10 protein-coding genes and 1 riboswitch are annotated in these 14005 nt (G+C 67.0%); of the genes, 4 read left to right on the top strand and 6 right to left on the bottom strand.

Annotation, left to right across the window (positions count from 1 at the left end; translation table 11 throughout):
• Window positions 1-84 precede the first annotated feature (84 nt).
• The 3 genes from IEY21_RS16790 to IEY21_RS01845 all read left to right on the top strand — a co-directional run bounded on the left by IEY21_RS16790 (window position 85) and on the right by IEY21_RS01845 (window position 4428).
• Window positions 85-1386 (top strand): sugar transferase, encoded by a 1302-nt coding sequence (locus IEY21_RS16790; protein ID WP_229752790.1) that lies wholly within the window; start codon window positions 85-87, stop codon window positions 1384-1386.
• 335 nt (window positions 1387-1721) lie between these two features.
• Window positions 1722-1814: riboswitch (cyclic di-GMP riboswitch) on the top strand.
• Between the two features lie 11 nt (window positions 1815-1825).
• Window positions 1826-3091, top strand: coding sequence for a hypothetical protein (locus tag IEY21_RS01850; RefSeq protein WP_188900763.1), 1266 nt, complete (start codon window positions 1826-1828; stop codon window positions 3089-3091).
• A 125-nt stretch (window positions 3092-3216) separates the two neighbouring features.
• A complete protein-coding gene (locus tag IEY21_RS01845) occupies window positions 3217-4428 on the top strand; it encodes a trans-sulfuration enzyme family protein (protein WP_188900761.1) in 1212 nt (403 codons plus the stop codon).
• Window positions 4429-4544: 116 nt separating this feature from the next.
• Here the strand turns inward: IEY21_RS01845 and IEY21_RS01840 are convergent, their stop codons facing one another.
• The 4 genes from IEY21_RS01840 to glpK form a co-directional block, all read right to left on the bottom strand.
• Window positions 4545-5234: a GNAT family N-acetyltransferase gene (locus tag IEY21_RS01840; protein WP_188900759.1), complete on the bottom strand. Its 690-nt coding sequence runs from the start codon at window positions 5232-5234 to the stop codon at window positions 4545-4547.
• Between the two features lie 4 nt (window positions 5235-5238).
• Complete coding sequence (gene paaK / locus IEY21_RS01835; protein WP_188900757.1) at window positions 5239-6519, bottom strand: phenylacetate--CoA ligase PaaK; 1281 nt, start codon at window positions 6517-6519, stop codon at window positions 5239-5241.
• A 123-nt stretch (window positions 6520-6642) separates the two neighbouring features.
• On the bottom strand, window positions 6643-8208 hold the full coding sequence (locus IEY21_RS01830; RefSeq protein WP_188900755.1) for a glycerol-3-phosphate dehydrogenase/oxidase: 1566 nt from the start codon (window positions 8206-8208) through the stop codon (window positions 6643-6645).
• A 177-nt stretch (window positions 8209-8385) separates the two neighbouring features.
• A complete protein-coding gene (glpK, locus tag IEY21_RS01825; RefSeq protein WP_188900753.1) occupies window positions 8386-9903 on the bottom strand; it encodes a glycerol kinase GlpK in 1518 nt (505 codons plus the stop codon).
• A 262-nt stretch (window positions 9904-10165) separates the two neighbouring features.
• Between glpK and IEY21_RS01820 the strand changes: the two genes are divergently transcribed.
• Window positions 10166-11170, top strand: coding sequence for a sugar-binding transcriptional regulator (locus IEY21_RS01820; protein WP_188900751.1), 1005 nt, complete (start codon window positions 10166-10168; stop codon window positions 11168-11170).
• 39 nt (window positions 11171-11209) lie between these two features.
• On the opposite strand, the gene IEY21_RS01815 is transcribed toward IEY21_RS01820, so the two are convergent.
• Window positions 11210-12409, bottom strand: coding sequence for a hypothetical protein (locus IEY21_RS01815; RefSeq protein ID WP_188900749.1), 1200 nt, complete (start codon window positions 12407-12409; stop codon window positions 11210-11212).
• Window positions 12410-12529: 120 nt separating this feature from the next.
• On the bottom strand, window positions 12530-13852 hold the full coding sequence (locus IEY21_RS01810) for an LCP family protein (protein ID WP_229752789.1): 1323 nt from the start codon (window positions 13850-13852) through the stop codon (window positions 12530-12532).
• Between the last annotated feature and the right edge of the window lie 153 nt (window positions 13853-14005).

The raw sequence follows: 14005 nt of genomic DNA, 5'->3' as shown, positions 1-14005 counted from the left end.
GATGCCTGGAAGCGGATCCACCATTCCTATCGGTCACCCGCCGGTCTTCATGGCCGGAATGTTCGGGCAGGTCCACCGTTGAGCATGCGGGCCATCCTGGATTTCAGCTCTCCCGTTCGCTCGGCGTCCCGTGAGCGGCGCCGGCTCAACTGGCTGGCCGTCGCCGTGGATCTGGGGCTCCTGCTGCTCTTGGGCGTGCTGTTCTGGTGGGCGTTGGGCTTTGTCCAGATTGGAGGGGCCGAGCGGTTGAGGCTGGTGCGGGTGTGGCTGATCATCGGCGTGTTCAGCGGGCTGCTTAGCCGCTCTCACTTTCAGCGGACCCTGCTGCAGCGGCGGCAGGCCAGCCTGTACATTCCGGTGTGGGCCTTTTTCATCGCGGCCCTGACCTTCATGGCTCTGGGCTGGACAGCTGCGCTGCCGCTGCTGCTCTCGCTGCACACGGTCTGGCTGATCCTGATTGCCGTGGCGCTGTGGTTCCTTCACCGTATGGATCCGCCGCTGTGCCTGGGCGTCCTGTCCGGCGCTCCGGCCGTGCCCGACAACGCAGGCCCCCAGCTGTTTCATCCCCGGCTGCGGTATGTCCTGATCTCGCCGCACCAGCCGGGCACCCTGTCCCAGGTGGACGGCATTCTGCTGAACACCGACGTTTACCTGCAGCCAGACCAGCAGCGGCTGATCGAGCATGCCCGCGTGACCAAACTGCCGGTGTGGTCCAAGAACCTGCTGGATGAGGAACTCAGCGGCAAGGTCTCCCTGGACCTCGTACACCGCGACTGGTTGGACGAGACGACCTTCTATTCCAGCTACATGCTCGTCAAGCGTGGCCTGGACGTGGCGCTGACGCTCGTGCTGCTGCCGGTGCTGCTGCCGCTGATGGGCCTGGTGGCGCTGGTGGTGCTGTTCAACAGCGGGCGGCCCATCCTGTTCTGGCAGGAACGGGTCGGTAAGGATGGAGTTCCTTTCCGCATTGTCAAGTTCCGCACCATGACCCGTGATTCCGAGCGCTCAGGCCCGGCCTTCGCCCAGCACGGGGACCTGCGCGTGACCCCGGTGGGGGCCTTTCTGCGCAAGTTCCGGCTGGATGAACTGCCCCAGTTCTGGAACGTCCTGACCGGAGACATGAGCATCATCGGCCCGCGGCCCGAGCAGTGGGCGTTCGCGGCGGATTTCGAGGAGAGCATTCCGCTGTACGCCACGCGGCACTGGGTGCGGCCCGGCATTACCGGCTGGGCACAGGTCAACCAGGGGTACGCGGCAGACGTAGGTCAGACGGTCGAGAAACTGCGCTATGACTTCTATTACGTCAAGCACCTGTCACTGCAGCTGGACCTGCTCATCGTCTTCAAGACCATCCAGACCATCCTGACCGGGTTCGGCGCGCGGTAGGTACCGGGCGATTCTGAAGATTTCAGTCTTCTAGGAGGAGGACTGAAATCTTTTTTGTGTTTCCCTGGTCCAGAAGATAAAGGCCAGTGCCTGAAGGCCCTCCTCGGTTCTGCAGAAACGGGTGTGCGGTTAAATCTGACACGCGACTGGATCAAGAAGGTTTTCTCCGTTCCAAACGTCTTGTGGGCCTGACTTTGCAGCGCACGGCGGCGAACATTAACGGGCCAATACGTGCGACTTCTGTCAGAAACAATCTTTAATCTGAGTCTCAAGTTCCGCACCCCAAGCGCATGGCCGCTCCTGTGACCGGAACCGGACGCCCTCATCCCCTCGCTTCTCGATAAAGGCAAACCCCCTGTGAAGGGGCGACGCAAAGCCACGGGACTTCAGCCCCCTTGCGGGGTACAGAAGTCAGCCGGGTCTCCGAAGGAAGTCCAACATGAAAAACCGTGTTTTTATGGCCTGTGCCCTGTCGTTGCTGCTGGCCTCCTGCTCCCAGAACACCACCCCCCGCCTGCCGGACACCATGACGGCCCCCGCCGCCGGGATGCCCGAGGCCACGGACACCGCAATGACCGGTGAGGAAGGACTGGCCACCGAGGGCGTCGCCCAGAGCGCGGCCGACCGTCTGGCCGCGCTGGCCGCTCCCGGCACCGTGGCTGGCGGTGGGACCGGCACCACCGTGCGTCCCGATGGAACGCTGCTGGTCGGAAACCAGGCGATGTTCCCGATGGGCTTTTACCACGTGTCCTGGGCCGGCAACGCCCAGAAGCGCCTGCGTGACCTGAATGCCATCGCCAACCTGGGCTTCAACACCGTGAACATGACCATGTTCGACCCGGAAATGGACCTGGGCGGCTTTACCAAGGTGCTGGACACGGCCCAGGCCCGCGGCATGAAGGTCATCGTCGAGGACTACAACGCCACGTCCATCGCGGCGCTCAAGAGCCACCCGGCCACCCTGGGCTGGATGATTGCGGACGACTGCAACAACCGCGTCACCCCGCAGGAACTGGAAAAACGCCACCGCATGACCAAGGCGCTCGACCCAGATCACCTGACCTACACGAGCATGGCGATCAGCTTTGCCAACAGCCACAGCGACTACTTCGGCCGGGCCGACGCGGTGGGCAACCAGTCCTACCCGATCGACGGCGGAGATCCCATCAGCGTGGTGTACCCGGTGATGCAGAAGCTGGTGAGCGAGGCGGCCCAGAAGGGCACCCTGCCCATCGCCAACTTGCAGAGCTTCCGCTGGGAGAACGGCCGGTATCCCACGGCCCAGGAACTCAACAGCATGACCAATCAGGCGCTCGCCGCCGGGGTCAAGGGCATCCTGTACTACACCTACCTCGACACCACCAACGACATGGCCAAGTACACCCAGCTCAACGGCGAACTGCGCAAGCTGGCCCGGGAAGTCAAGCTGCTCGCCCCGGTGCTGCTCAACGGTGAGCGTCAGAGTGTGGCGGTGCCCGGCGTCGGCGGACGGGTCAAGGCCACCGTGTGGACTTACCAGGGCCACCGGTACCTGCAGGTCCTGAACCTGAACGACAAGGCGGCGCAGAACATCACCCTGAATCTGCCGTCCGGAACGGCCCTGAAGCCCCTGTTCGCCGGACGTCCCGCCGGACTCAAGCTCCAGGCCGGCAAGGTCAGCGGCACCCTGAGCACCCTCTCGACCCACTGGTACGAGCTGAACTGAAGTTCCCCGCCCCCCTGCCGCGCCCGGCCAGTTCATGCTGGCCGGGCCGCGCTGTCTGGCATGGGGCCTGGCCCGGCTGTCCAGCTTGAACGAACGTTTGTTGGGAGCCGCCTTACACTACAGGCATGACTTCCAATTCAGAACGTGGCGCCGCGGCACGCGCCTTCCGGACCCGCGCCGTTCATGCCGGTCACAGCCCCGACCCCACGACCGGCGCGCACGTCACGCCCATCTACGCCACGAGCACCTTCGCTTACGGCAGCGCCGAACGCGGGCAGCGGTTGTTCGCGGGTGAGGAGAGCGGATATTTCTATTCGCGTCTGACGAACCCCACGGTGCGCGCTTTCGAGGAAAAGCTGGCCGACCTGGAAGGGACTGAGGACGCTGTGGCCTTTGCCAGCGGTATGGGAGCGGTCTCGGCCATCGCCCTGACGTTGCTCAAGCCGGGCGACGAGGTGGTGTTCCTGGCGCCGCTGTACGGCGGCACCGAGGGCTTCTTGCTGGAAGTGGCCCACAAGTTCGGGGTGACGGTTCATGAGGCCCTCGACGAAACGGATCTGGAGGCGAAGGTGTCGGCGCGGACCCGTCTGGTGTGGTTGGAAACCCCCACCAATCCCCGGCTGGGCATTCTGGATCTGGCCCGTGTGGCCTGCGCCGCACAGGGAGTGGGCGCGCTCACGGTGGTTGACAACACCTTCAGCACGCCCTACCTGACCCGGCCGGCCGAACACGGCATCGATCTGGTGATGCACAGCGCCACCAAGTACCTTGGCGGGCACGGCGACGCCATCGGCGGCATTGTTGCTGGTTCGGCAGAGCTGCTGGGCGAACTGCGCGGCCTGGGCCTGCGGCACGTGGGGGCCTCGCTGGGACCGTTCGAGGCCTACCTGTTCCTGCGCGGCATGAAGACCCTGCCGCTGCGCATGGACGCCCACTGCGCCGGGGCGCAGGCGCTGGCAGAGGCCCTGAAGGGCCACCCCGCTGTGGAAGCGGTGTACTACCCGGGCCTGAGCGACCATCCCGGCCACGAGGTGGCCCGGCGGCAGATGCGGGCCTTCGGCGGCCTGGTGAGCCTGGACCTGGGCACGTCGGAGGCTGCCATGTCCTTCCTGAACAGCCTGAAGCTGTTCACCCAGGCGGTCAGCCTGGGAGACGTGGAGAGCCTGACGTGCCACCCGGCAAGCACCACCCACGCGCTGCTGGGGGAAGAAACCCTGCTGCGTCAGGGCGTGACGCCGGGACTGGTGCGGCTCAGCGTGGGCATCGAGGAACCCGGCGACCTGGTCGAGGATGTTCTGTCGGCCCTGGAAAAGGTCCGCATCAAGCAGCCGGGCTGACAGGCAGTCGGGATTGGCAACGGGGTCACACATTGGTGTGGGACCCCGTTGCTGTGGGGTGGCTGTCTACCGACAAGATGAAAGGTTTCCACTGCTCAGAGGAAAGCGGGAGGTGGTCAGCGAACCATGGGCCGGGTCAGGCACAGCTGCTGCACCGGCTGGGTCAGCCACGGTGTCCACAACGGGGTCGGTCGGGAAGCCGACACCCCAAACCCTTCATTGGTGTACAGGCCGAGCGCCGCCTGATTCCGGTCGGTGGTGGACAACTGGACGCCCGCAACCCCCCGGTCGGCCAGCTGGTGCAGAAAGGTTCGCAGCAGGTTCCGGCCCAGTCCCAGTCCACGGGCGTTCGGCAGCAGGTTGAGGTGCAGGTGGGCGGGAAACTCGCGTTCCGGAGCATGGGGCGAGGGATACAGCAGCGTGCGTGTCAGGTACGGCAGGCCCGACAACGGACGCCGGTAGCGCTGCGAGAGCGCGCCGGGCAGCACCGTGCGTGCCAGATCCCGCAGCAGCGCGTGCCGGTACTCGGCCTCATCCACCGAACCGAGGATGTAGCCGACCACCTCTGATCCCACCTGGGCTACGAAGGAGACATTGTGGTCCAGGTGCAGGTATGGACGGACCCACAGGTCGGCAAACAGCTGCTGGTCCGGGAAGTACGCCCGGGCACTGTCTCCAAAAAAGCCGGTCAGGTAGGCGATTTCGCCCAGCCGCGCCTCGTCGCTGGGCTGGGCCGGGCGGATCAGCGGGCGGCCCGGCCCGGAGCCCTCGCCGCTCCTCGGTGCCGGTGGTCCGCCCCCGGCCATCCCGTTACCGTGCGCCGCGCAGATCGGTGACGCGCCGCAGCTTGCCGCCCTCGCTGCGGGGCAAAGTGCCGGGAACGCACAATTCGCAGCGCACGGTCACGCCGACCTGCACCTTGATCTGACGCTCGATTTCCTGACGCAGCGTGAGCGCCCCGGGCTCGGCCTCGATCTGCAGGGTCAACTCGTCCATCAGTCCCGTGCGGGTCAGGGTGACGTGGTAGTGCGGGCTGGCCTGTCCCAGTCCGACGAGCACGGCTTCGAGCTGGGTGGGGTAGACGTTGACACCCCGCAGGATGATCAGGTCGTCGCTGCGGCCCCGGATGATGTCCATGCGCCGCACCGTGCGGCCGGTGCTGTTGTCGCCGGGCAGCAGCCGGGTGATGTCGCCGGTCCAGTAACGCAGGATCGGCAGCGCCGTGCGCGTCATGCTGCTCAGGATCAGCACCCCCCACTCGCCGTCGGGCAGCGCCTCCCCCGTGTCGGGGTCCACGATCTCGGGGTAGAAGTGGTCCTCCCACAGGTAGCTGCCGTGTTGCTCGGCTGCGTCCTCGTTGCTCACGCCGGGGCCGATGATCTCTGAGAGGCCGTAGATGTTGGTGGCGACCACCCCCAGGCGCTTCTGGACCTCCGCGCGGGTCTTCTCGGCCCACGGCTCGGCGCCCAGCACGGCATATTTCAGCGGAATCTCATCCGGACTCAGTCCCTGGCGTTCCAGCGCCTCGGCGAGTACCAGCGCGTAGCTGGGCGTACAGGCGATCACCTCGGGCTGCAGGTCCTGAATCAGACTGACCTGCCGCTCGGTGCCGCCGCCCGAGACCGGTACGGTGCACAGGCCCAGCCGCGCCGCGCCGCCGTGGGTGCCCAGCCCCCCGGTGAACAGACCGTAGCCGTAAGCGTTGTGGAACACCATGCCGGGCCGCGCTCCCGCCGCATACAGGCTGCGTGCCACCACCTCGCCAAAGACTTCTAGGTCGTGGTCGTCGTATCCCACCACCGTCGGCTTGCCCCCGGTGCCGCTGCTCGCATGAATGCGCCGGAGCTTCTCGCGGGGCGTGGCGATCAGGCCCAGCGGATAGTGTTCGCGCAGGTCACTCTTGCGGGTAAAGGGAAAACGGGACAGGTCGTCCAGTGAGCGCAGATCATCGGGTTTTAAACCTGCCGCCTCAAACTTCTCGCGGTAGGCGGGAACGTGTGCATACTGTCGGGCGACCATGTCCTGAAGCTGGCGCAGTTGCAGGGCGCGCAGTTCGGGCACGGGCATTGCTTCGCGGTCGGGCTGAAACAAGGGAAAACCTCCTGGGATATGCCGGCAGTCTAGCGGTCCGGTGGCGCAGGACAGCCACAGGGAAGGGCGTGACCACCTTCCCGCGTCACGCCCTTCCGCACCATCTCTGGTGAACGCTGCCCCTCAGGCCCCGTGCAGCACGTACCCGTCGGCCAGCGCACGGTATTCGTCCACCTGCTGCGCCTGCCAGTCCGCGTCCTGTCCCAGCTCCTCGGCCATGATCTCGGCGGTCCGGGGCGCGGCGGCGGCGCTGGCGCGGGCATTCAGAAGCAGGGCGCGGGTGCGGCGGGCCAGCACATCCTCCACCGTGCGGGCCTGCTCGTTTTGAACGGCCCAGCGCACCTCCGCCTCCATGTAGGGCAGGTCGGGATGCAGCCGGACCGACGCGCCCGGCAGGGCCTGGATCCGCTCGGCGTCGGTGCCGTAGACCTTCCAGTGGTCGGGCAGGTTCTCGGTGGTGGCGCCGTGCAGTTTCAATCCGGCCGTCAGACTCAGCCGGGCGGGCAGGCCCGCGAGTTCGGCGGCGCGGTTCACGGTATCCTCGCCCATGCGGCGGTAGGTGGTCCACTTGCCACCGGTCAGCGTGATCATCCCGCCTTCAGAGATACGGATGATGTGGTCGCGTGACAGCGCCTTGGTGTCGGTGCCCTCCGCGGCCTTGACCAGGGGACGCAGGCCCGCGTAGACGCTGAGCACGTCGGCGCGGGTCGGGGCCGGGTCCAGGTACTGCGCCGCCGTTTTCAGGATGAATTCTACTTCCTCGGGCAGGGCGCGCGGTTCCCAGCTCACGTCGGGCACCGGCGTATCCGTCGTGCCGATCACCACATGGTCGTGCCACGGCACGGCGAACAGCACCCGTCCGTCATCGGTACGGGGGATCATCAGGGCGCTGTCTCCGGGCAAAAAGCGGCGGTCCACCACCACATGCACACCCTGGCTGGGCGAGAGCATGGATTTCACCGCCGGATTTTCCATGCGGCGCAGGTTGTCCACGAAGATGCCCGTGGCGTTTACCACGACTCGGGCACGGACCTCATGGCTCTGACCGCTTTCCTCGTCCCGGAAACGGGCTCCCATGACCTTGCCGTCCTCCACGATCAGCCCGGTCACGGGGGCGTGGTTCAGGGCCACCCCGCCGTGGTCCTGCAGTGTCCGCAGCAGCGTGATCGCCAGGCGCGCGTCATCGAACTGCCCGTCGAAATACAGGATGCCGCCGCCCAGGCCGCTGGTCTTGAGGGTCGGAATCTGCTTCAGGGCCTGGGCCCGGTTGATGAAGCCGCTGGCTTTCAGGTTCAGCTTGCCGGCCAGCAGGTCATACATCTTCAGGCCGATGCCGTAGAACGGTGCGGACCACCACTTATAGGCCGCGATCAGAAAGCCCAGGTCGCGCACCAGATGCGGCGCGTTCTTCTTCAGCAGCCCTCGCTCGTGCAGCGCCTCGCGCACCAGAGACACGTTGCCCTGCGCCAGATAGCGCACGCCGCCGTGAACCAGCTTGGTGCTGCGGCTGCTGGTGCCCTTGGCGTAATCGTGGGATTCCAGCAGCAGCACGCGGTAGCCGCGCGTGGCCGCCTCGACTGCCGTGCCCAGCCCCGAGGCCCCTCCCCCGATGACCAGCAGATCCCAGAGGTGCGGCTGGGTGGCGGCGGAAAGGTTCTGGGAACGGCTGGAGTGTGCAGAGTGGGTCATGAAGGCATTCCTTTTCGGAGAGGGATGGGGGGACGCAGCGCAACGCTGATCATATGTTCACTCTAGATGAACAGATGGTCAGCGGGATGAATTACACAGACAGGTGGGTGCGGGGCCGGGGCGCACGGCGGGCGTTGTGACCGCCTGCCCGCCGCTGCGGAGTCCGCAGGCGGCCGCTCACGTCAACGGAGCCGGAGCGTCGGCCTCTTCCCAGTGGCGTGAGCGCTCGACTGCCTTCTTCCACTTCCCGAGGCGGGCCTGGCGCTGGTCGTCGTCCATCCGGGGCTCGAAGCGGTGGTCCTCCTGCCACTGCGCGGCGATTTCCTGCGGGTCGGTCCAGTAGCCCACCGCCAGACCCGCCAGATACGCGGCCCCCAGCGCCGTGGTCTCGGTGATCCTGGGGCGCACCACCGGCACGCCAAGCACATCCGCTTGGAACTGCATCATCAGGTTGTTGGTGCTCGCTCCTCCGTCCACCCGCAGCTCCTTGAGGGTGACGCCGCTGTCTCTTTCCATGGCGTGGACGAGCTCAGCACTCTGGAACGCGATGGCCTCCAGCGCGGCGCGGGCGATGTGGGCGCCGGTGGTGCCGCGCGTCATGCCCACGATGGTTCCGCGGGCGTAGCTGTCCCAGTACGGTGCGCCGAGGCCCACGAAGCCCGGGACCAGATACACCCCGCCGCTGTCGGGAACGCTGGTGGCGAGCGCCTCGACCTCCTCGCTGCTGCGGATGATGCCCAGACCGTCGCGCAGCCACTGCACCACCGCTCCCGCCACGAACACGCCGCCCTCGAGCGCGTAGGTCCGGCGGTCGCCAAACTGCCACGCCACGGTGGTGAGCAGGCGGTTCTGGCTGGGCACCGCTTCACCGGCGGTGTTCATCAGCAGAAAGCAGCCGGTGCCGTAGGTGTTCTTGGCCATGCCCCGCTCCAGACAGGCCTGCCCGAAGGTGGCGGCCTGCTGGTCGCCGGCCATTCCGGCGATGGGAATGCGGGCGCCGAGCAGCCCCTCGGCGGTTTCGCCGTAGATCTCGCTCGACGCGCGCACCTGCGGCAGCAGGACACGGGGCACGTCCAGCAGCGCGAGCAGTTCATCGTCCCAGTCGCCGGTATGGATGTTGTAGAGCATGGTGCGCGAGGCGTTGGTGGCGTCGGTGATGTGACATTCGCCGCCGGTGAGGTTGTAGACCAGCCACGAATCCACCGTGCCAAAAGCCAGCTCTCCGCGCTCGGCCCGCTCGCGTGCGCCCTCCACGTTGTCCAGCAGCCACTTGACCTTGGTGCCCGAGAAGTATGCGTCAAGAACCAGGCCCGTTTTTCCCTGGACCAGCCCTTCTTTCCCGGCGGCCCGCAGCTGGTCGCACAGCCCCGCCGTGCGGCGGTCCTGCCACACCACCGCGTTGTGGATCGGCTTGCCGCTCTGGCGGTCCCAGATCACCACCGTCTCGCGCTGGTTGGTAATGCCGATGGCGGCGATGTCCCTCGCCCGGAGTCGCGCCTGCGTGATGGCTTCCTGCGCCACGCCGAGTTGGGTGCTCCAGATTTCCTGGGCGTCGTGCTCCACCAGACCCGGGCGCGGAAAGATCTGCCGGAATTCCTTCTGGGCCTGGGCCCGGATGTTTCCTGCGTGGTCGAACACGATGGCGCGGCTGGATGTGGTGCCCTGGTCAAGGGCGAGAATGTACTGATCAGGCATACGAACTCCTTAGGCAAACCGGCTCGAGGGGGGCGGAAAGGCGTGCGGGCGGGGCCTTGCAGGTAGGGGCAGCTTAGCCCGTTGCTTCAGATTCTGGCGCCTACAGGGACGCGGCCCTGCTGCACGGCCCTGGCGTGGTCCACGCGCCCCGGTCCCCAGGCCAGCCCCATGCCCAATGTTTCCAGGTGAACCCCCTGTCCTGCACGCCGGGAGCGTGGCAGCTGCTTGGAGCTGACCGCCCACAGGGCTAAGATGAACCGCCATGGGCGATGATTCAGACGCTCCTGCCGCCACGGCCGCTGCCCGCCACGACCTTCAGGCCGTGCAGGTGGCCCGGCTGTACTACGTGCAGGGCCTCACCACCGACGCGATTGCCGGGGAGCTGGGTCTGTCGCGTCCCAAGGTCTCCCGCCTGCTCTCGCACGCCCGCCGCCGCGGTCTGGTCGAAATCCGCATCCACGATCCCGAGGGTCAGGCCCAGGAACTCGAAGCGCGTCTGCAGGCCCGGTATCCCTTTTTAAGGGTGCAGGTGGTCGGGGTGCCGCAGGCGAGCAGCGAGGAGCTGTGGCTGGAGCGCACCGCCGCGGCCGCCGCCAGCGTGCTGGGCAGCCTGCTGCGTCCGGGCATGTGCGTGGGCGTGGCCTGGGGCAACACCATGAACGCCGTGAGCCACGCCCTGATTCCCCGTCCGGTGCCGGACGTTACCTTTGTGCAGCTCAACGGCTCGGCCAACGCCGCTGATTTCATGAGCGGCTTCGTGACCGATACCATCGTGCGGTTTGCCCGCAATTTCACGGCCGGCGCGCAACTGTTTCCGGTACCCACCTTCTTCGACGACCCGGCCACGAAGGAGGCCATGTGGCGTGAGCGCAGCGTCCGGCACGTTCTGGACCTGCAGGCGCGCGCGGACCTGCTGATCTACTCGGTGGGCAGCGTCGCGGCCTCCATTCCCAGCCACGTCTACAGCGCCGGCTACCTGGACGCCGACGATCTGGCCGCGCTGGGTGTCGAGGGCGCGGTCGGCGACATCGCCACCGTCTTTTACCGCGCCGATGGCAGCGACGCGGGACTGACCCTCAACGCCCGCGCCAGCGGCCCACCCCTGACGCAGATCCGGCAGGCCCGCGAATCGCTGTGTGTGGTCAGCGGGCTGGGCAAGGTGGCCGCCCTGCACGCCGCCCTGGAAGGTCAGCTGATGCGCCGCCTGATCGTGGACGAGGTCACGGCGCAGGCTGTGCTGGAGCGTGTCGGCCCGGCCGCCGGTTGAGGCCACCCCACTCCTGGCCCCACCCGCGCCGCGCTGGCTTCAGGGGTATTCGCCCAGCGCCATGAGCGGCTGATCCCGCAGGCGATAGACCGCGACCTCCAGTGGAGCGAGTTCTCCCGTGACCTGTGCGCCGGTTACCCGCAGCGCGCCGGGCCGGCCGCTCACGCTGCGCCATTCGTCCGGGCGGCCGGGCAGGGGAAGATTCACCTTCTGACGCTCGCGCCGGCTGTTGTTCAGGGCAAGCAGGTAATGGCCGCCCGTGCCCTGAAACAGCACCACCACCGGCTGCTTGCCGTTGCCCGAGGACAGTTCGGTGCGCCGGCTCTCCAGCAGGGCAGGCGACAGCAGGGCAACCTCACGCGCCAGGGCCTGCGCCTCTCCCCACAGCCGGGGTTCACGGTTGAGGTCCACTTCCTGCGAGCGGTAGGCGTAATACAGGATGCCCTTGACCCCGGCCATCACCGCCTGGTACGTCATGTTGCGCAGCTCGGCGGGGTTGGGCAGCGGCTTGCCCTTGCCCCAGGAAAACGTCTGCAGATTGGCGATAGGCACGCTGCGCTGGGCCAGGGCACTCTGCACGGCGGAGCGCATCACCCGGTAGGTCACGTTGATGTCGTCGTTGCCGACCGGATAGCTCTGGTTGCCCACCAGATCCGAGGTGCCGAAGTACGGCGTTTCCGGGCGGTTGTACCCCACCGAAAGGCTGATGTAGGTCAGCTTGTCCGGCGCCAGCTTTTTCGTGCTGAGGTTGCGTTTTGTAACCTCGGCCGGCGACACCAGGGCGTTGCTGTCGTCGGCCAGTTTGAAACCCAGCACGGCAGGGTGGGATTTGATGGCATTGATGGTGTTCGTCTTCAGGCCGTAGCTCAGGATGTACACGCCGCACTGCTGGGCCAAGTCCAGGAAATTCCGGTAGGTGGCGACGTCCTCGTCGTTGATCGGCTCGGTTGCCATCAGGTTGAAGCCGCTCGCGCCGAGCTTGCACACGTCCGCCCGCCGCTGGGCGATGGTGCCCCCCGTGGCCCAGGAGATGTGGTAGAAGCCCAGCGGAAACAGAGGGCGGCCGTCCACCGTCACGGTGCCGTCGGCGCGGTGGCTGGCATTTACCACATTGTTCCGGAGCAGTGTGGGGTCCGGGGCGAGCAGGGTCACCGGCAGGGGCCGGGGCAGAGGATCGGTGGTGGGGGCGCACCCTGTCAGCAGGCAGGTAAGCAGCGCGAGAGACAGCAAGTTGAGCACGATGCGGTACTTTAGAAGGGCTTAATGAGAAACTCCTCATGGCCCCCGCGAAGAGGAGGGCGAGGTCACTTCCCAAGCCCAGTTCAACAGAAGAATGCTGCGTCAGCGCCGGTTCTGCCCTCAGCGCAGCAGCAGGTGCAGACGCTGGCGCTCGGCATCCGAGGCCAGGTAGAACCACGCGCCGTTCAGCTTGCGGTTCACGCCCTGGACATGCACCGCCCGTTGATGGTCGAGCATGTAGCTGTGAACAGCGCGTAGCCGCACCACCTCTGAGGGAGAGAAGTTGGTGCGCAGGTACGCGCTGAGCTGGTCCAGCAGGGCCTGCAGTTCACTGGTCGAGAGGTGCCCCAGCGCCCCCATCAGGTTGCGGATGACCTCCTGCTGGCGGGCGTTGCGGCCCAGGTCTCCCTGCGGATCATCCTTGCGCATGCGGGCGTAGGCCAGCGCCTGCTCGCCGTTCAGGGTCATGTGGCCCGGCGCGAAGGTTGAGCCGTCGAGCTGAAAGCTGAACTTTGGCTGCACGGTCACGCCGCCGACCAGATTGATGGCCTCCCGGAATCCTCCCAAGCTGATCTCCACGTACTTGTCCATGGGAATGCCCAGGAACCGTTCGACCGCCTCGGTCTGAAGTCTGGCCCCGCCGTAGGCGTAGGCCGCATTGATCTTGACCAGACCATGTTCGGGCAGGTCCACGCGGGTGTCGCGCGGAATGCTCAGCAGGGTCAGCTGCTGCGCCACCGGATCGAAGGTCAGGACCAGCAGCACGTCGCCGCGCCCGCTGCCCAGCGTTTCCTGATCGTTGGCGATCAGCAGCAGGTGCAGTTTGGCGGAGGTCTCCAGCCGTTTCAGGAAGCTGGCAGGGGCCACGGGGGGACGGCGGGTTGCCGGGGGCGGGCCAGATCGCGGGGCCGCCCCCGGTACAGACGCCGGCGCCGGAGCCGTGGACGTGGGAGCAGCGGCGGCTGGCCGGGTCGGCGTGGCCTGGGCCTGCGCCGGGGGCGGTGACCCGGCCGGGCGCGCCCTGACCGGAGCGGAAGTCACGGCCGGACTGGGGGTGGCCGGCGACGCTGTCTCCAGTGACGGTGTGGTCTCCGGTGGCGTTGTGTTCGGTGCCGGGGCAGGGGAGACGGCAGGCTCGGGTGGCGTCGGGGTCGGCGCCGGCGTTTCCCCGTCCCCTGTCGGCGCTCCCCCCTGCGGCAGGTTCTCAGGCGGCTTGTAGCGGCCCAACGAGACCGGACGGTTCTGGTCGGGGGGCGGCAATTGCTGGAACACCGGATCGTCCAGAACCCCCGCCGGTACGGGAAATCCGTCGCCGTCGAGTTCCTTGTAGACCTCCTGCCCCAGACCCTGCACCTGCTGGTGGGTGCGGTACAGGTCCAGCGCGAGTCCCCCGGCCAGCAGGAGGCCGAGCGACACCAGCCCGTTCAGCCAGATCCTGCGCACGGTCGGCACTATAGCGGCGCTCCGGGCCCGCTCCAATCCCCTGGAGGGTGGGCTGCGCCGGGGCGCTGCACAGACAGGGGCCGGTGACTGAACTGTCAGGCCCGCGCAGTATGGTGCGGGAGCTGAACGGTGTGGTCCGGCATGTCCGGTGGC

The sequence above is a fragment of the Deinococcus aerophilus genome (genome assembly GCF_014647075.1).
GTDB classification, from domain to species: domain Bacteria; phylum Deinococcota; class Deinococci; order Deinococcales; family Deinococcaceae; genus Deinococcus; species Deinococcus aerophilus.
This window is presented reverse-complemented; position numbering and strand designations above follow the sequence as displayed.